18 protein-coding genes are annotated in these 16,882 nt (G+C 67.2%); 1 reads left to right on the top strand and 17 read right to left on the bottom strand.

Translation table 11 applies throughout. The features are described 5' to 3' along the window. Window positions 1-262: 262 nt before the first annotated feature. The gene (gene murA / locus A5757_RS04320; protein ID WP_066828968.1) at window positions 263-1,516 is read right to left on the bottom strand and encodes a UDP-N-acetylglucosamine 1-carboxyvinyltransferase; all 1,254 of its coding nucleotides are present in this window, start codon (window positions 1,514-1,516) and stop codon (window positions 263-265) included. Window positions 1,517-1,597: 81 nt separating this feature from the next. Between murA and A5757_RS04315 the strand changes: the two genes are divergently transcribed. Continuing rightward, window positions 1,598-2,164: a cob(I)yrinic acid a,c-diamide adenosyltransferase gene (locus tag A5757_RS04315; RefSeq protein ID WP_066828966.1), complete on the top strand. Its 567-nt coding sequence runs from the start codon at window positions 1,598-1,600 to the stop codon at window positions 2,162-2,164. Window positions 2,165-2,186: 22 nt separating this feature from the next. Here A5757_RS04315 and A5757_RS04310 read toward each other — a convergent pair whose 3' ends face one another. The 16 genes from A5757_RS04310 to fadD1 all read right to left on the bottom strand — a co-directional run bounded on the left by A5757_RS04310 (window position 2,187) and on the right by fadD1 (window position 16,809). Then, a complete protein-coding gene (locus tag A5757_RS04310; protein WP_066828964.1) occupies window positions 2,187-2,633 on the bottom strand; it encodes a DUF2550 domain-containing protein in 447 nt (148 codons plus the stop codon). Window positions 2,634-2,645: 12 nt separating this feature from the next. Next, window positions 2,646-3,011 (bottom strand): F0F1 ATP synthase subunit epsilon, encoded by a 366-nt coding sequence (locus A5757_RS04305; RefSeq protein ID WP_066828963.1) that lies wholly within the window; start codon window positions 3,009-3,011, stop codon window positions 2,646-2,648. A 2-nt stretch (window positions 3,012-3,013) separates the two neighbouring features. Further along, window positions 3,014-4,591: a F0F1 ATP synthase subunit beta gene (atpD, locus tag A5757_RS04300; protein WP_066828961.1), complete on the bottom strand. Its 1,578-nt coding sequence runs from the start codon at window positions 4,589-4,591 to the stop codon at window positions 3,014-3,016. A 21-nt stretch (window positions 4,592-4,612) separates the two neighbouring features. After that, entirely contained in the window at window positions 4,613-5,542 is a 930-nt protein-coding gene (locus A5757_RS04295) for a F0F1 ATP synthase subunit gamma (RefSeq protein WP_066828959.1), read from the bottom strand. 14 nt (window positions 5,543-5,556) lie between these two features. Beyond that, window positions 5,557-7,203, bottom strand: a complete 1,647-nt coding sequence (gene atpA, locus A5757_RS04290; protein ID WP_066828957.1) for a F0F1 ATP synthase subunit alpha — start codon at window positions 7,201-7,203, stop codon at window positions 5,557-5,559. Window positions 7,204-7,245: 42 nt separating this feature from the next. After that, window positions 7,246-8,577, bottom strand: coding sequence for a F0F1 ATP synthase subunit B/delta (locus tag A5757_RS04285; RefSeq protein WP_066828956.1), 1,332 nt, complete (start codon window positions 8,575-8,577; stop codon window positions 7,246-7,248). A gap of 4 nt (window positions 8,578-8,581) precedes the next feature. Beyond that, window positions 8,582-9,088 carry a F0F1 ATP synthase subunit B gene (locus tag A5757_RS04280; RefSeq protein WP_066828955.1) on the bottom strand — a complete coding sequence of 169 codons (507 nt, stop codon included), beginning with the start codon at window positions 9,086-9,088 and terminating at the stop codon, window positions 8,582-8,584. A gap of 21 nt (window positions 9,089-9,109) precedes the next feature. Next, on the bottom strand, window positions 9,110-9,358 hold the full coding sequence (locus A5757_RS04275) for a F0F1 ATP synthase subunit C (RefSeq protein WP_066828954.1): 249 nt from the start codon (window positions 9,356-9,358) through the stop codon (window positions 9,110-9,112). A gap of 73 nt (window positions 9,359-9,431) precedes the next feature. Further along, complete coding sequence (gene atpB / locus A5757_RS04270; protein WP_066828953.1) at window positions 9,432-10,187, bottom strand: F0F1 ATP synthase subunit A; 756 nt, start codon at window positions 10,185-10,187, stop codon at window positions 9,432-9,434. Beyond that, window positions 10,184-10,630, bottom strand: a complete 447-nt coding sequence (locus A5757_RS04265; RefSeq protein WP_066828951.1) for a hypothetical protein — start codon at window positions 10,628-10,630, stop codon at window positions 10,184-10,186. The genes atpB and A5757_RS04265 overlap by 4 nt, the downstream gene beginning before the upstream one ends. 243 nt (window positions 10,631-10,873) lie before the next feature. After that, entirely contained in the window at window positions 10,874-12,049 is a 1,176-nt protein-coding gene (locus A5757_RS04260) for a glycosyltransferase family 4 protein (RefSeq protein ID WP_066828949.1), read from the bottom strand. Window positions 12,050-12,080: 31 nt separating this feature from the next. Next, a complete protein-coding gene (locus tag A5757_RS04255; protein WP_066828947.1) occupies window positions 12,081-12,737 on the bottom strand; it encodes an L-threonylcarbamoyladenylate synthase in 657 nt (218 codons plus the stop codon). Beyond that, window positions 12,734-13,618 (bottom strand): peptide chain release factor N(5)-glutamine methyltransferase, encoded by an 885-nt coding sequence (prmC, locus tag A5757_RS04250; RefSeq protein WP_066828945.1) that lies wholly within the window; start codon window positions 13,616-13,618, stop codon window positions 12,734-12,736. Before prmC ends, A5757_RS04255 begins: the two co-directional genes overlap by 4 nt. A gap of 72 nt (window positions 13,619-13,690) precedes the next feature. After that, window positions 13,691-14,752, bottom strand: coding sequence for a peptide chain release factor 1 (gene prfA, locus A5757_RS04245; RefSeq protein WP_066828943.1), 1,062 nt, complete (start codon window positions 14,750-14,752; stop codon window positions 13,691-13,693). Between the two features lie 78 nt (window positions 14,753-14,830). Further along, window positions 14,831-15,073, bottom strand: coding sequence for a 50S ribosomal protein L31 (gene rpmE, locus A5757_RS04240; protein WP_066828941.1), 243 nt, complete (start codon window positions 15,071-15,073; stop codon window positions 14,831-14,833). A gap of 143 nt (window positions 15,074-15,216) precedes the next feature. After that, window positions 15,217-16,809, bottom strand: coding sequence for a fatty-acid--CoA ligase FadD1 (gene fadD1, locus A5757_RS04235; RefSeq protein WP_066828939.1), 1,593 nt, complete (start codon window positions 16,807-16,809; stop codon window positions 15,217-15,219). Window positions 16,810-16,882: the final 73 nt, after the last annotated feature.

Below are 16,882 nucleotides of genomic sequence, written 5' to 3'. Positions count from 1 at the left end.
AGAGAGCATGGCACAACAAAAAACAACAAACAAAAACCACCAAACACACTATTGAGTTCTCAAACAACACACCCGCCTCGCAGGCAACCCTGCCAGCTTACTACATCTTGCTGGGCCGGGTCAACCGTGTCCTCCGGGTGTCTGGCACCCGGTGGGCGGTCGGTATGTGAATACCATACGCGCCGATCCCGCTTTCGCCAAAATCCGCTGGCCAGAGCACATTTCGGACGTCGAAAACGCCTCCGGGACGCCCCTGGGTCTGCTAGGTGACGCGCTCGATCTCGGCGCCCAGGCTCTTCAGGTTCTCGACGAAGAGCGGATAGCCCCGGTCGATGTGGAACACGTCGTGCACTTCGGTGTCGCCGTCGGCGACCAAGCCGGCCAGCACCAATCCAGCTCCGGCGCGAATGTCCGACGACCACACCGGTGCGCTCGACAGCTGCGGGATCCCCCGCACCACCGCGTGATGTCCGTCGGTCCTGGCGTCGGCACCCAGCCGGATCATCTCTTCGACAAAGCGGAATCTGGCCTCGAAGACGTTCTCGGTGATCATCGATGTCCCGTCGGCGACCGCCGCCAACCCGATCGCCATCGGTTGCAGATCAGTCGGGAAGCCGGGGAACGGCAGCGTCGCGACGTTGACGGCCTTCGGCCGCTCGTACTGGACGATGCGGAAGCCGTTGTCGTTCTGGGTGACGGTGGCGCCGGCGTCGTGCAGTTTGTGCAGGACCAACTGCAGGTGCGCCGGGTCGACCCCGGTGACCGAGATGTCTCCCCGGGTCATCGCGGCGGCGATACCCCACGTCGCGGCGACGATCCGGTCACCGATCACCCGGTGCTCGGTCGGGTACAGCCGGTCCACGCCTCGGATCGTCAACGTAGACGAACCGGCTCCCGAGATGTCCGCGCCCATCTGGATGAGCATCGTGCACAGGTCCACGACATCCGGTTCGCGGGCCACGTTGTGGATCGTCGTCACCCCGCGGGCCAGCACCGCCGCCATCAGGATGTTCTCGGTGGCGCCGACCGAGGGGAACTCCAGCTGGATGTCCGCGCCGTGCAGCTCGTCGGCCTCGGCGACCACGCATCCGTGCTCGATGTTGCAGCGGGCGCCCAGCTGGCGCAGCCCCGCCTGGTGCATGTCGAGCGGGCGAGACCCGATCGCATCGCCGCCGGGCAGCGCCACCTTGGCCCGTTTGCACCGCCCCACCAGCGGACCCAATACGCACACCGATGCCCGGAACTGCCGGACCGCGGCGAAGTCGGCGTCGTACTTGAGCTCGTCGGGGCTGGTGATGCGCACCGTGTCGCCGTCGAGTTCGACGGTGGCGCCCAGCCCGCGCAACACTTCGGCCATCAGCGGAACGTCGAGGATGTCGGGGCAGTTGGTGATCGTACTTGTGCCCTCTGCCAGCAGCGATGCCGCCATCAGCTTGAGCACACTGTTCTTCGCCCCACCGACCGCGACTTCGCCAGACAACCGGTTCCCACCGGTCACCACGAAACGCTCGCTCACGCGGGCAAGTGTAAACAGCGGCTCAGGCCGTGTCAGTTTCCTGAGCGATTCGCGCGGCGTGATGCGCGGTACGGTGCAGCCATGGCCGTGCATCTGACCCGCATATACACCCGTACCGGCGACGACGGCACGACAGGGTTGAGTGATTTCAGCCGCGTGTCGAAGAACGATCCCCGCCTGGTCGCCTACGCCGACTGCGATGAGGCGAACGCCGCGATCGGTGTCGCCGTGGCGGTCGGCGAACCTCCCGAACAGTTGCTGACGGTGCTGCGGCAGATCCAGAACGATCTGTTCGACGCGGGCGCGGATCTGTCCACGCCGATCGTCGAGAACCCGCAGTATCCGCCGCTGCGCATCGCGCAGAGCTACATCGACCGGTTGGAGTCCTGGTGCGACGAGTTCAACGAGCCGCTCCCGGCCTTGAACTCGTTCATCCTGCCCGGCGGCACCCCGTTGTCGGCTCTGCTGCACGTGGCCAGGACGGTCACCCGTCGCGCAGAACGCTCAGCATGGGAAGCCGTTGCCACACATGGAGATTCGATCAGCGTGCTGCCGGCCAAGTATCTGAACCGGCTGTCGGACCTGTTGTTCATCCTGTCGCGGGTGGCGAATCCGGGCGGCGACGTGCTCTGGCAGCCGGGCGGATGAGCGCTGAGACCATGGGCAACGATCAGTAGTTCCGGCGGCGCGCTCGGGGGGACGGCCGGGACTCGAGCCAGGACAGGAAGGCCGTCAACGCACCCCGATCAAGGGCGATTTCATAGGCCCGCCGGCGTTCGGGGCTGGTGTCCCGGACCTCAAGCACCACGATCGCGTCACTCATGATGTCGAATTCGTCCCCCCGCGGAGACCGGCGGGAAACGATCTCAAGGCCCCGGCGGCTCAATCGCCGGTCCGGCCACCAGCGGAAACTCGACAGCCGGTAGAACCCGGCCTCTCCCCCGCGGTACCGCACCACCCCGTGCCGCCAGCCTTGGCCGCCGACCGCGGGCACATCGCGCAGGATGGCCGCGGTGCCACCCACCTGCCGCAGCTTCCACAACCGGTAGAACAGCGCCGCCACGACCAGCAGCAAAACGCCCACGAGCGCGACCATGCTCCACATGGGCGCGCTCATGGGCGAAATCCGCTAGTCGATCTGGCCCAGCGCGCGCAGACGCGCGCGCCCCCTGGCAGCCGTTTCCGCGTCATCGGACTCGGAATCGCTCCGAGCCTGGCTCTCGTCGATCTCCGACTCCAGCGCCGCGGATTCGGCCAGGATGATCACATTCGACTCGGTCACCGACATGAAACCGCCGTCGACCGCGACGCGCAGATCGTCCTCCCCCTCGCGCTCGACGCGCACCATGGCGTCGTCCACCAGCTGGGCGACCAGCGGGATGTGGCGCGGCAGGATGCCGATCTCGCCGGCTGTCGTCCGGGTGAACACGAACGATGCCTTGCCCGACCAGATCTCGCGCTCTACGGCGACGATCTCAACGTCCAGGTCGGCCATCGTCATTCACCCTTGTCGGCGTCGGAGTCCTTGTCGGCCTTGGAATCCTTGGAATCCTTGGAATCCTTGTCACCGTCCGAGTCGCTCTTCGAGCTGTCGCCGGTGGGAGCGCCGTCGCCGCCGCCGTCCTCCATCTTGGCGCCCAGGCTCTCTGCCTTCTTCTGCAGGTCCTCGAGGCCGCCGATGAGGAAGAAGGCCTGCTCCGGCAGATGGTCGAAGTCGCCCTTGGACAGCTTGTCGAAGGCCTCGATCGTCTCCTTGAGCGGAACGGTCGAACCGGGCTGACCGGTGAACTGCTCGGCCGCCATCATGTTCTGGCTCAGGAAGCGCTCGATACGACGCGCCCGCTGCACCAGCTGCTTGTCCTCTTCGGCGAGCTCGTCGATGCCGAGAATCGCGATGATGTCCTGGAGGTCCTTGTAGCGCTGCAGGATGCGGATGACTTCCTGCGCCACGCGGTAGTGCTCGTCGCCCACGACCGAGGGGTCGAGAATGGTCGAGCTGGAGGCCAGCGGGTCCACCGCCGGGAAGATGCCCTTCGAGAACACCGTTCGGGACAGCTCCGTGGTCGCGTCGAGGTGCGCGAACGTGGTGGCCGGGGCCGGGTCGGTGTAGTCGTCGGCGGGCACGTACACGGCCTGCATCGAGGTGATCGAGCGACCGCGGGTCGAGGTGATGCGCTCCTGCAGCTCGCCCATCTCGTCGGCCAGAGTCGGCTGGTAACCCACCGCAGACGGCATACGGCCGAGCAGCGTCGACACCTCCGAACCGGCCTGCGTGAACCGGAAGATGTTGTCGATGAACAACAGCACGTCCTGCTGCTGCTCGTCGCGGAAGTACTCGGCCATGGTCAGCGCCGACAGGGCGACACGCATACGCGTGCCCGGCGGCTCGTCCATCTGACCGAACACCAGGGCGGTGTCCTTGAGCACGTTGGCGTCGGCGAGCTCGACCCACAGGTCGTTGCCCTCGCGGGTGCGCTCACCGACACCGGCGAACACCGAGGTGCCGCCGAAGTTGCGAGCGATACGGTTGATCATCTCCTGGATGAGCACCGTCTTACCCACGCCGGCGCCGCCGAACAGGGCGATCTTGCCGCCACGCACGTACGGGGTCAGCAGGTCGACGACCTTCAGGCCGGTCTCGAGCATCTCGGTCCGCGGTTCGAGTTCGTCGAACGCCGGCGGCTTGCGGTGGATCGACCACTTCTCGAAGTCCTTGCCGTAGCCGGGATCGTCGAGGCAGTCGCCCAGGGCGTTGAAAACGTGGCCCTTCACGCCGTCACCCACGGGCACCGAGATCGACGCACCGGTGTCGGTGACGTCCACACCCCGGACCAGGCCGTCGGTCGGCTGCAGCGAGATGCAGCGCACGAGGTTGTCGCCCAGGTGTTGGGCCACCTCGAGGGTCAGCGTCTTGGCGAGGTCCTTGTAGTCGATCTCCGCGTGCAGAGCGTTGAACAGCTCGGGCACGGAGCCGCGTGGGAACTCCACGTCGACGACCGGACCGGTGACGCGTACGACGCGGCCCGTGGTGTCGCCGCTCTTCGTCGACTCTTTTTGTTCGGTAGCAGCAGTCATATTCTTTTCGCTTCCTACGGGCTACTTCTTGGCGGCGTCCGCGAGCGCGTTGGCGCCACCGACGATTTCGCTGATTTCCTGGGTGATCTGGGACTGCCGCTCACGGTTGGCCATCAGGGTCAGATCCTTGATCAGATCGTCGGCGTTGTCGGACGCCGACTTCATGGCGCGCCGGCGCGAAGCCGACTCCGACGCCGCCGCTTCGAGCATCGCGGCGAAGATGCGCGTCGCGACGTACCGCGGCAGCAGCGCGTCGAACAGCGTCTCGGCATTCGGCTCGAAGGAGAACAGCGTGCGGACGCTGTTGTCCTCCTCCTCGCTGTACTCCACCTCCATCGGCGCGATGCGACGGGCGATCGCCGACTGGGACAGCATCGACCGGAACTCGGTGAACACGATGTGCAGTTCGTCGAGTCCGAGGACGCCGTCGGCGCCTGCGTCGTCACCGTCATCGTCGACACCGGCCATGAACGCATCGACCAACGTCTTGCCGATCTCCTGCGCGTGCTCGTACTCCGGCCGCTCGGAGAAGCCGGTCCACGACTCAGCGACGTCCCAGTTGCGGAAGCTGTAGTACCCCAGCGCCTTTCGGCCGACCGTGTACAGCACCGGCTCCTTGCCCTCCTCGCGCAGCAGCGAGAACAGCTCTTCGGAGCGCCGGAACACGTTGGCGTTGTAGGCGCCGGCCAGTCCACGGTCCGAGGACACCACCAGCACACCGGCCCGTTTGGGCTGCTCCCGCGCAACGAGCAGCGGGTGGTCCAGTGCGCTGGCGCTGGCCAGTTCGGTGAGCATGTTGGTGATCTCACGGTCGTAGGGCCGAGCCGCTTCGACTCGGGCCTGCGCCTTGGCGATACGCGAGGTCGCGATCATCTCCTGGGCCTTGGTGATCTTCTTGATCGACCCGGCGGAGCGGATGCGGCCGCGCAGTTCGCGCAGTGTGGCAGCCATCGGTTACTAGCGCCTTACTTCTTCTTCGGGGCGGGCTTGCGGACCTTGACCGATTCCTTCTCGAGGTCCTCATCGGACATCGCTTCGACGTTCTCGTCGGGTACGACAGACTCGCCCGACGTGCTCTCGAAGCCCTTCTTGAAGTCGTTGACGACGCCGGTCAGCTTCTCCTCGAGTTCCTCGGAGAGCTTCTTGCTCTCCCGGATCTCCTTGAGGATCTCGTCCTTGGACGACCGCACGTGCTCGAGCAGTTCCTGCTCGAACCGCTGCACGTCCTCCACCGGCACCGAGTCCAGATGTCCACGGGTACCGAGGAAGATCGCGACGACCTGCTCCTCGACGGGCATCGGGCTGTTCTGCGGCTGCTTGAGCAGCTCCACCAGCCGGGCGCCACGATCGAGCTGCGCCTTTGACGCGGCGTCGAGGTCCGAGGCGAACGCCGCGAACGACTCGAGCTCGCGGTACTGCGACAGATCCAAGCGGAGACTTCCTGCCACTTCCTTCATGGCCTTGATCTGCGCCGCGCCGCCGACGCGCGAGACCGAAACGCCGACGTTGATGGCCGGACGCACACCCTGGTTGAACAGGTCGGTCTCCAGGAAGCACTGGCCGTCGGTGATCGAGATGACGTTGGTCGGGATGTAGGCCGAGATGTCGTTGGCCTTGGTCTCGATCAGCGGCAGACCGGTCATCGAGCCGCCGCCCAGTTCGTCGGACAGCTTGGCGCAACGCTCGAGCAGGCGGGAGTGCAGGTAGAAGACGTCACCGGGGAACGCCTCGCGGCCCGGCGGACGGCGCAGCAGCAGCGAGATCGCGCGGTAGGCCTCGGCGTGCTTGGTGAGGTCGTCGAACACGATCAGCACGTGCTTGCTGTCGTACATCCAGTGCTGGGCGATGGCCGAACCGGTGTAGGGCGCCAGCCACTTGAAGCCGGCCGAATCCGATGCGGGGGCCGCGACGATCGTCGTGTAGTCCATCGCGCCGCCCTCTTCGAGGGTGCGGCGCACGGACGCGATCGTCGTGCCCTTCTGGCCGATGGCGACGTAGACGCAGCGCACCTGCTGCTCCGGGTCACCGGTCTCCCAGTTCTGACGCTGGTTGAGGATCGTGTCGACGCAGACCGCGGTCTTGCCGGTCTTGCGGTCACCGATGATCAGCTGACGCTGGCCGCGGCCGATCGGGGTCTGCGAGTCGATGGCCTTGATGCCGGTCTGCAGCGGCTCGCTCACGCCTTGGCGCTGCACCACCGAGGGCGCCTGCAGCTCGAGCGCGCGACGCTCGCTGGTCTCGATCTCGCCGCGGCCGTCGATCGGCTGGCCCAGCGGGTTCACGACGCGGCCGAGGAAGCCGTCACCGACGGGCACCGACAGCACCTCGCCGGTGCGCTTGACCTGCTGGCCCTCTTCGATCTTCTCGAAGTCACCGAGAACCACCGCGCCGATGCTGTGCTCGTCGAGGTTCAGGGCGACGCCCAGGACACCGCCGGGGAACTCGAGCAGCTCCTGCGTCATCACCGAGGGCAGACCCTCGACGTGGGCGATACCGTCACCGGCATCGATGACGGTACCGATCTCTTCCCGGTCGGTGTCGGTGGCGAAGTTGGCGACGTAGTCCTCGATCGCCCCTTGGATGTCAGCAGCCGAGATAGTCAACTCTGCCATGGGATTCGTCTTCCTGCCTTTGTCTGGGTTCTGGAGTTGGGGTTAGTCGGGCAGCCGGGTCTCGGCCGATTCCAGGCGTGTTGCCAGGGAGCCGTCGATGACCTCGTCACCCACGGCGATGGTCAGACCGCCCAGGATCTCGGGTGCGATGTGCAGCTGGATCGAGACCGGGTGTCCGTAGATGCGGCTGAGGACCTCGGTGAGACGACCGCGCTGTCCGTCGCTCAGTGCGGCGGCGGCGGTCACGTGCGCCACGACCTCGCCCCGGCGGGCCACCGCAAGCTCGGCGAGTTCCCGCACCGACTCGTCGGCGCGCTCACCGTGCAGCAGTTCGACGGTCTGCGCCAGCAGCGCCCGGGTGGTGGCGCCGGCCTGGTTCTCGAGCAGCTTGTCCAGCAGCCCGATCCGGCCGTCGGCCGGCGTGGTGTAGTCGCTGAGAACCGAGGACAACCGCGACTCCGAGTCCAGGATCCGGCTGAACCGGAACAGCTGGTCTTCGACCTCGGCGGTCTCGTCGTTGCGCTCCGCGCGGACCAGCAGCGCGAGGCGGGCGACGTGCCGGACCGCGTAGTGCAGATCCGACTCTTCCGACCAACGTTGCGAGACAGCGGCTTTCACGACCTCGAGCGCGGTGTCGGACACCTTGCCGGAGAGCAGAGCCTCCGCGAGATCGCCCTTGCCGCCACCGCTGTCGGTGGGCTCGGCGAAGTGCTTGCTGAGCACCGGTTCGCTGGAGAGCAACTTGGCCACGGCGACCAGGTCGTCCGCGAGGCCGGTCAACCCGTCCGCGTCGACGTCGGCCGTCAGTTCGTCGAACCGCCCCACCAGCGTCTTGAGCGACTCACGGCTCGTAGCGCGCAGCCGTGCGCCCGCGGCATCGTCGATCGACCCGTCGGACGGGGCCATCGCGTCCAGTTCGTCGAGGAACCGGTCGACGGTCGCCGAGCGGTTGCCGTCGTCCGACACGTGATCGGTGACCAACGCGCGGGCCCGGGCCACCGACTCGGTGCCCAGGTGAGACCGCAGCTCACGGATGAGCTGCTGACGCAGCAGCTGCACCTGCGCCGCACCCTGCACCTTGATCCGCTCGACCTCGGCGTCGGCCTGGCTCCGGAGCTGCTCGGCGATCTTCTCGGCGTCGGCGCGAGCCTCCTCGACCACACGGGTCGCGTCGGCCTTCGCCTCCTCGAGTGCCTTGGCGTGCTGCTGATCCGCCTGCGCCACCTTGTTGGCGGCGGTGGCGCTCTCCTCGAGCTGACGACGCACGGTGTCCTGCTGAGTGCGCATCATCCGCTTGACCGGCGGCACGATGAAGCGCACCACCAGGAAGACGATGAGGGCGAACCCGATCAGCTGGCCGATGAATGTCGACATGTGTTCAGCGCCCCTGTCCGCTAGTCGTCGGCGAGCCGATGTCGATGCCGAGTACGCGGCTGGCCAGCGTCGCCGACAGTGTCTCGATCGACGTCTGCAGTTCGTCCGCGGTCTGCCGGCCCTGCTTGGACAGCTCGTCGTTGGCCGCCTGCAGCGTGGACGCCGCCTCCGCGGCAGCGCGCGACCGGTGGTCCTCGACGATCTGGCGTCCGTCGCCGCGGGCCTTCTCGCGGATGGCCGCGGCCTCCCGCCGCGCCGACCCCATCACCTTCTGGGAGTCGGCCTGCGCGGCGGCGAACAGCTCGGTCGACTTCCGGTTGTCCTCGACCGTCTTGGTGACCATGTTTTCGCGCTCTTTGAGCACCTTGCTGATCGGCGGCACGACGAACTTCGCGATGACGCCCAGAACGATCAGGAAGATGAGCAGGACGAAGAAGAAGGTGCCGTTGGGAATCAGGAAGTTCCCGCCACCCTCCTCGGCGGCCAAGATGGTCGTGCTCAGGTCACCCATGACTGACGATTCCAAACCGTTCTACGCGCCGACCGGGGTGGCGAAGACGAACAGCGCCATGAAGGCCAGGTTGATGAAGTACGCGGCCTCGACCAGGCCGACGGTGATGAAGAACGGCGTGAACAGCCGACCCTGGGCCTCGGGCTGACGGGCGATACCCGCGATCAGCGCGTTACCGGCGATACCGTCGCCGATACCCGCACCGATGGCGCCACCGGCCATGATCAGTCCACCGCCGATGAGGGCGCCGGCCGCGATTGTGGGATCCATCTTTATCCTCCTTGATATCTGGTAGTCGGCCTACCAGGACGTGGGTCGAGCGGTTTCGATCGGTATGTCTGGATCAGTCGTGGTGCTCGTCGAGCTCCATCGACTGGCTGAAGTACAGGATGGTCAGCAGCGAGAAGATGAACGCCTGGATGGCGCCGATGAACAGGTCGAAGCTCTTCCAGATCGCGTTCGGCGCCCACATGATCCATGGCGGGAACAGTGCGATCAGGGCGACGAGGATGCCGCCGGCGAAGATGTTGCCGAAAAGTCGGAGGGACAGCGAGATCGGCTTGGCGATCTCCTCGACCAGGTTGATCGGCGCGAGGATCGCGACGTGGCCCTTCAGCACCTTCTTGGGGTGGCCGAGCACACCGCGCCGCCAGAAGCCGGCCGCGTGGTAACCGATGAACACGAAGACGGCCAGTGCCATGGCGAAGTTGATGTCGGATGCCGCGGGCTTGAGGAGTTCGTGGATACCAGTCTCGTCGGAGTACTGCACCGGCAGCACAGCCAGCCAGTTCGCGACGAGGATGAACACGAAGAGCGCCACACCGAGCGGCAGGATGAACGGGGCGATACGCATCCCGATCGCCGCTTCCACCTGGTTGCGGGTCTGGACGGTGATGGCCTCCCAGAACAGCTGGACGCCGCTGGGCACGCCGCTGGAGGTCACCTTGGCCCGCAGGAAGAACGCCAGCCCGAGCACGATCGCGCCCGCGATCGCGCAGGAGAGCAGGGTGTCGGTGTTGACGGTGAGGCCGAACCAGTTGGCCGTGGTGTGGGTGCCGACGTGAATTCCGCTGTCGGCGGCGAGAATGGTCTCGGTCATTGCTGGGGCGTCTCTCCTTCGAGTCCATCAGCTGCTTGCGCCTTGAGCTTCTTGACCACCGGCAACGCCGTCGAGGCGACCAGGATCACCTGGAACAGCGCCATCCCGAAGACCACACCGAGGCCCTGCGGCTTGAAGATGTAGGCGATGGTCAGGCCGATCACGGTCATGATCAGCAGGCGGGTGGCCGAATTCATGGCCATATTGCGTTTGAGCGGATGGTCTTTGGCGGTGATCGACAGCACCGAGCGCCGGATCATGACCGCGTTACCCAGACCGAGTCCGAGACCGATCGCGAAGAACAGTGCCACCATCGGATAGCCGACCCATGTCGCGGCCACCGCCGCGAGGCCGGACAGAGCCACGCAGATGATCAGAAGGCGCACCGGTCGGAAAGCGACTGCGGGCAACACCAACGGCGCGTCCTGCGCTGGTGTCGTCACTGCTTCACCTCAATCCCGCGGTTGTGTGGAAAAGGTTGTTTCCGATGTTCCTGTGAGTAACCTGCCCGAGCGTATCGGAGGCCGAATTGCTCGCTGAAATCACCCACGGGGAAAACTCCCTTTGTCGGTCGGAATCGGCTCCGATCGGAAAGATCCGATGGTCCGGTGGCCGGCAACCCGCGAGGTTCTTTTCGGGTTCTAGCAGCACGGTACCACATGGTAGGTGGCCCTAAACGGGGCCTACTACTTCTTGTCGTACACCGGCTCGAAGGGCTCGTTTCGACGTCTTATGAGCGGGATCAGCGTCACCACGATCGCGACCAGAATGGCCGCCGCCATCACTCCCCCGGTATATCGCGGGTCGAAGAAGATGGTGCTCGCCGCACCGAGCGCGACGATGCCGACCCACAGATAGATGAGCAGCACGACGCGCCGATGCGAGTGACCGATCTCCAGCAACCGGTGGTGCAGGTGCATCTTGTCGGGGCTGAACGGGCTCAGACCGGCCCGGGTGCGGCGGATGATCGCCAACAGCATGTCCAGGGCGGGTACGAACATCACCGCGACGACCAACAGGAACGGCGACAGCAACGCGAACACGTCCCGCGCGCCGTAGGCCGTCTGCGAGATCGGGCCCGCGGCGGTGGTCGAGGCCGCGGCGAGCATCAAACCGATCAGCATCGAGCCGGAGTCACCCATGAAGATCCGGGCCTTGTGGAAGTTGTGTGGCAGGAAGCCCAGGCATGCGCCCGCCAGCACCACCGAGATGACCGCGGGCGGATAGAACAACACGTCGCCGCCGTGATCGCGCAACAGACCGATGGAGAAGATGCAGATCGCCGACGCGGTGATCAGACCGAGGCCGGCGGCCAGGCCGTCGAGGCCGTCGACGAAGTTCATGGCGTTGACGATGGCCACGGTGAGGGCGAGGGTCAGCAGGATCGAGGAGACCTGGTCGAGCACGATGGTGCCGACGCCGCCGATCGGGATGTAGAGCACGCTCCACGCCACGCCCATCGTGACGAGCACGCTCGCCGCGGTGATCTGGCCGGCGAATTTGGTCAGCGCATCCAGGCCCCAGCGGTCGTCGATCAGTCCGATGGCCATGATCAGCCCACCTGCGACGACGACGGCGGGCATCCCGGTCGAGTAGACGAACCCGCGGGTGAGCGCGGGCAGCTGCGAGGCCAGCAGGACGGCGGCGACGACGCCGATGTACATCGCCAGACCGCCCATGCGCGGCGTCGGCTGCACGTGGACGTCGCGTTCGCGCGGATAGGCGACCGCGCCGAGGCGGGTCGCCAGCGCGCGTACCCAGCCGGTGGCGAAGTAGGTGATGATCGCGGCCGTCAGGCCCACCAGGGCGAGTTCGCGCAGCGGTACGCCGGTGCCGCGATCCGACAGCGCAAAGACCTCCATCACCGCAGCACGCTACTGCACCCGGGCGGCCTCAGTCGGTGAGCAGGCTCTCGGCATTGACGCCGAGCACCTCGGCGACGGCGTCGGCGCCGATCGGCCCGGTGCGCAGGATGCGCGGAGCCGCGCCGGTGAGGTCGACGATCGTGGAGGCGGACTGCTGTTCGGACGGTCCGGAGTCGAGGTAGACCTGGACGAGATCGCCCAGCTGGGCGCGGGCGTCGGCGGCGGTCACGGCGGCGGGCCGGCCGGAGATGTTGGCGCTGGAGACCGCCACCGGTCCGACCTCGCGGAGCAGTTCGATGGCGACCGGATGTAGCGGCATCCGCAGCATCACCGTGCCGTGGGCGTCGCCGAGATCCCATTGCAGCGACGGCGCCTGGCGTACGACCAGGCTGAGCGCGCCCGGCCAGAAGGCCTCGATCAGCTCGCGCGCTGCGCGGGGCACGGTGTAGACCAGTCCGTCGATGGTGTGCCACGACCCGACCAGCACGGGCACCGGCATGTCGCGGCCGCGGCCCTTGGCCGCCAGCAGCGCGGCGACCGCCTCGCTGTCAAACGCGTCGGCGCCGATCCCGTACACGGTGTCGGTCGGCATCACGACGAGCTGGCCGCCCTTGAGCGCGCTCACCGCGGAGGCGAGTCCGATGGCTCGCTGTTCGGGGTCGGTGCAGTCGAACAGTTCGGTCATGGCAACTCCGCCCCCATATCGCATCGTGTCGCGGTCACGAACCGCAGCCGCCCGGTGAGGTCGCGGCGCGCCGTGACCTCCTCGAAGCCTCCGGCGCCGACGAACGCCGCGACGGTTTCTTCCGACGTCGTGTCGTCGTGCTCGACGGCACAGCGACCGCCTGGGCGCAGCCAGCGGTGGGCCAGCGCCGTGATCGCGCGGATGACCGTCATCCCGTCGGGTCCGCCGAACAGGGCATGCGCCGGATCGTGGTCGGCCACCTCGGGTTCCAGTTCGGCGCCGTCGGGGATGTAGGGCGGATTCGCGACGACGAGGTCGACGGCGCCGTTCAATTCGGGCAGCAGATCGGGTGCGGTGACGTCGGCGGCGACGACTTCGACGCCGGTTCCGGCGCTGTTGCGGCGGGCGTAGGCCAGCGCCGCTTCCGAGTCGTCGACGGCGATGACCCGCGCGGACGGCCGGTGCGTGGCCAGCGCGACCGCGAGCGCGCCGGAGCCGGTGCACAGGTCGACGATCACGGGGTCGCGCGGAAGGGGTTGTGCCGCCGGCGATGCCCCCAGCGTTTCCAAGGCCCATTCCAGCAGGGCCTCGGTTTCGGGACGCGGGACGAAGACACCGGGTCCGACGGCGAGCTGCACGGGCCCGAACGCCGCGGAGCCGAGCAGATGCTGCAGCGGAACCCGCTTTACCCGTTCGGCGACGAGGCCGTCTAGGCGCGCGCGGAAGTCGGCGGGCAGGTCCTCGGTCCGGGTGAGGCTCAGCCGACCTCTCTCGGTGCCGGCCGCGTGCGCGGCGAGCAGTTCGGCGTCCACGCGGGGTGAGCCGACCCCGGCGTCGGCCAGCGCCGCCGCGGCGTGATCGATGAGCTGCCGCAGCATCATGCCTCGACTCCTCCTCGCTCCGGTCCTCGCTCGTGCCTCGCTGCGATCCTCACTCGTCGTCGTCTTCGGACCTCATGCCTTCTGCAGTCGGGCCTGTTTGTCGGCCGACGCCAGCGCGTCCAGCATCGGGTCGAGGTCGCCGTCGAGCACCTGGTCGAGATTGTGGGCCTTGAAGTTGATGCGGTGGTCGGCGATGCGGTTCTCGGGGAAGTTGTAGGTGCGGATCCGCTCGCTGCGGTCGACCGTACGGATCTGGCTCGCCCGGTCGGCCGACGCGTCGGCCTGGGCCTGTTCCTCGGCGACGGCCTGCAGTCGGGCCGCGAGCACCTGCATGGCGCGCGCCTTGTTCTGCAGCTGGGACCGCTCGTTCTGGCAGGTGACCACGATGCCCGTGGGCAGGTGGGTGATGCGGACCGCGGAGTCGGTGGTGTTGACGCCCTGGCCGCCCTTGCCCGAGGACCGGTAGACGTCGATACGCAGATCCGATTCGTCGATCTGGACCTCCTCGACCTCCTCCGGTTCGGGATAGACCAGAACACCGGCGGCCGACGTGTGCACCCGGCCCTGCGATTCGGTGACCGGCACGCGCTGCACGCGGTGCACACCGCCTTCGAACTTCAGCCGCGCCCAGACGCCGTCGGCCGAATCGCCCTTGCTCCGGATCGACAGCGTGGCGTCCTTGTAGCCGCCGAGATCGGAGAAGGTCTCCCCCAGCATCGACACGGTCCAGCCGTGCCGCTCGGCGTACCGCGTGTACATGCGGGCCAGATCCGCGGCGAACAACGCGGACTCCTCACCGCCCTCACCGGATTTCACCTCGAGCACGATGTCGTCGGCGTCGTGTGGGTCGCGCGGTGCCAGCAGATCGGACAGCTGGGTCTCGAGCCGGTCGACCTCCGCCTCGAGTTCGGGTACCTCCGCCGCGAACGACTTGTCGTCGGCGGCCAGCTCACGTGCCGTCTCCAGGTCCCCGCGGGCCGTCTCCAGCTTGCGGTGGGTGCTGACGATGGGGGTGAGCTGAGCGAAACGCCGGCCCACCCGGCGGGCCCTGGCCGCATCGGCGTGCAGCGCCGGGTCGGCGAGTTGTGCCTCCAGGTCGGCGTGCTCAGCGAGCAGCGTGTCGATCGCGGTCATCGCGTCGCCCTCCTTCCCTGAACGCAAACCGACGCCCGGCCTGCGCACTTGGCGTCAGATCGGGCGTCGGGTCGGTAGCTAGTTGTCTGCTGCGGCCTTGTCGGAGCCGGCCGCCTTGCGCTTGCCGTAGCGCTTCTCGAAGCGCGCCACACGGCCGCCGCTGTCGAGGATCTTCTGCTTGCCGGTGTAGAACGGGTGGCACTGCGAGCAGACCTCGACGTTGATCTGGCCGCTCTGCTTGGTGCTCTTCGTCGTGAAGGTGTTGCCACAGCCGCACACCACGGTGGTGTCGACGTACTCAGGGTGGATACCCGTCTTCATTGCTGGTCCTCTTCGATAGTTGGCCGCCGGGTCGCCCGTCCAGACCTGGACTGAAGCGGACGTGAACCGGAACCGAGGGGTGTGACTAGCGATCGATTATGCCAGGTCAACCGCTCCCTGCCTAAACGCGCGAGGCGAGGTCGCTATTCCGCCCGGACCGCCGCGTCCGGGTGCAGCGTGTAGGCGCTTCCCGACCGCTTCCACAGCAGCCGTCCGTTCGGTTCGGCACCCAGCCCAACCAGTTCACGTTTGAGGATCTTGTTGGTGGCGGTGCTGGGCAGGTCCTCGGCGACCCAGACGTAGCGCGGCCAGGCCTTCGGTGAGAGGTCACGTTGCGCGGCGAGGAACTCTCCGAACTCGTCGGGGGTCAGTTCGGCGTCGTCCTGCAGCACGATCGCCGCCATCACCTGGTCGCCGACGAACTCGTCGGGCACCGGGTACACGGCCACGCGGTTGACGACCGGGAGCCGCAGCAGGATGCGTTCGATCGGGGCCGCGGTGAGGTTCTCGCCGTCGACCCGCATCCAGTCGGAGGTGCGGCCGGCCAGGTAGATCCAGCCGTCGGCGTCGCGGTAGGCCAGATCGCCCGACCAGTACATACCGTGTCGCATCCGCTCGTCGGTGGCGCCCTCGTCGTTGTAGTACCCGCGGAACAGACCGCCGCCGGCGGTGTTCACCAGTTCCCCGACGGCCGCGTCGGCGTTGGCGAGCGCACCCGTCTCGTCGAAGCGCGCGACGTCGCATTCACGCACGGTCTCGGGGTCGTAGATCGCCACGCCGGGAAACCCCTTGCCGATCGACCCCGGCGGGCAGTCGTCGGGTCGGGTGATGATGACGGCCGTCTCGGTGGAGCCGAATCCGTCCCACACGGTGCAGCCGAAGCGCCGCCCGAACGCGTCGATGTCGCGGTCGGCGGCCTCGTTGCCGAACGCGATACGCAGCGCATTGTCGGAGTCGTCGGGCTTCTCCGGTGTCGCCAGGATGTAGGCGAGCGGTTTGCCGACGTAGTTCATGTAGGTGGCGCCGTAGCGGCGGATGTCGGCCAGGAATCGCGACGCCGAGAACGACGCGGGCGCCATCGCGGCGCCGGCGCCGACGGCCACGCTCCACCCGGCGTAGACGGCGTTGGAATGGAACAGCGGCATCGCCAGATAGCAGACATCGTCCGGGGTCAGACCGAAGCGCTCGACGAGGGCACTGCCCGCGAACAGCACCATCGCGTGCGGCACCTGGACGGCTTTGGGCTCCCCGCTGGTGCCGGACGTGAAAATCATCATGAAGGTGTCGTCGGCGGCGACCTCACGGTGTGGAGCCATCGCGGGCGCGTCCGCGAGCAACCGTGTCCACTCGTCGGTGGAGGTGTCGAGCACCGTCACGCCGGGCAGGTCGAGGCCCTCGAGCAGATAACGGTGTTCGGCGTTGACGATCAGGATCTGGCAGTCCACCCGATTGATGTCGCGAGCCAGTGCGTCACCGCGCCGGGTCGTGTTGATCCCGCACAGCACGTAACCGCCCAGCGCCGCCGCGGCGAGCGCGGTGAGCATGTCGGGGGTGTTGCCCAGCAGCACTCCGACGTGCAGCGGGCGCTGCGGATCCGACCGCGCGATGAGTGCGGCCGCCTGCCGTGATGCGTCGGCGACGTGTTCGCGCCACGTGCAGCTGTCGTCACCGTGGCGGATCGCGACCGAGTCGGAGTCGGCCCGCTCGCGGAGCAGTTGCTGCAGTGTCTCCGGCATCAGCGGCCCACCTCACTCGAGTCAGTGAACAGATTTCTGGATCTGTCTACCACGTTGCGGCGCACCGCACCGG

The organism is Mycobacterium sp. 852013-51886_SCH5428379 (assembly GCF_001665575.1).
Classification (GTDB): Bacteria; Actinomycetota; Actinomycetes; order Mycobacteriales; family Mycobacteriaceae; genus Mycobacterium.
This window is presented reverse-complemented; position numbering and strand designations above follow the sequence as displayed.

Coding starts and splice junctions, on each gene's coding strand:
- A5757_RS04315 (WP_066828966.1), top strand. CDS start 1,598: ATGGCCGTGCATCTGACCCGCATATACACCCGTACCGGCGACGACGGC.
- A5757_RS04310 (WP_066828964.1), bottom strand. CDS start 2,633: ATGAGCGCGCCCATGTGGAGCATGGTCGCGCTCGTGGGCGTTTTGCTG.
- A5757_RS04305 (WP_066828963.1), bottom strand. CDS start 3,011: ATGGCCGACCTGGACGTTGAGATCGTCGCCGTAGAGCGCGAGATCTGG.
- atpD (WP_066828961.1), bottom strand. CDS start 4,591: ATGACTGCTGCTACCGAACAAAAAGAGTCGACGAAGAGCGGCGACACC.
- A5757_RS04295 (WP_066828959.1), bottom strand. CDS start 5,542: ATGGCTGCCACACTGCGCGAACTGCGCGGCCGCATCCGCTCCGCCGGG.
- atpA (WP_066828957.1), bottom strand. CDS start 7,203: ATGGCAGAGTTGACTATCTCGGCTGCTGACATCCAAGGGGCGATCGAG.
- A5757_RS04285 (WP_066828956.1), bottom strand. CDS start 8,577: ATGTCGACATTCATCGGCCAGCTGATCGGGTTCGCCCTCATCGTCTTC.
- A5757_RS04280 (WP_066828955.1), bottom strand. CDS start 9,088: ATGGGTGACCTGAGCACGACCATCTTGGCCGCCGAGGAGGGTGGCGGG.
- A5757_RS04275 (WP_066828954.1), bottom strand. CDS start 9,358: ATGGATCCCACAATCGCGGCCGGCGCCCTCATCGGCGGTGGACTGATC.
- atpB (WP_066828953.1), bottom strand. CDS start 10,187: ATGACCGAGACCATTCTCGCCGCCGACAGCGGAATTCACGTCGGCACC.
- A5757_RS04260 (WP_066828949.1), bottom strand. CDS start 12,049: ATGGAGGTCTTTGCGCTGTCGGATCGCGGCACCGGCGTACCGCTGCGC.
- A5757_RS04255 (WP_066828947.1), bottom strand. CDS start 12,737: ATGACCGAACTGTTCGACTGCACCGACCCCGAACAGCGAGCCATCGGA.
- prmC (WP_066828945.1), bottom strand. CDS start 13,618: ATGATGCTGCGGCAGCTCATCGATCACGCCGCGGCGGCGCTGGCCGAC.
- prfA (WP_066828943.1), bottom strand. CDS start 14,752: ATGACCGCGATCGACACGCTGCTCGCTGAGCACGCCGACCTGGAGGCA.
- rpmE (WP_066828941.1), bottom strand. CDS start 15,073: ATGAAGACGGGTATCCACCCTGAGTACGTCGACACCACCGTGGTGTGC.
- fadD1 (WP_066828939.1), bottom strand. CDS start 16,809: ATGCCGGAGACACTGCAGCAACTGCTCCGCGAGCGGGCCGACTCCGAC.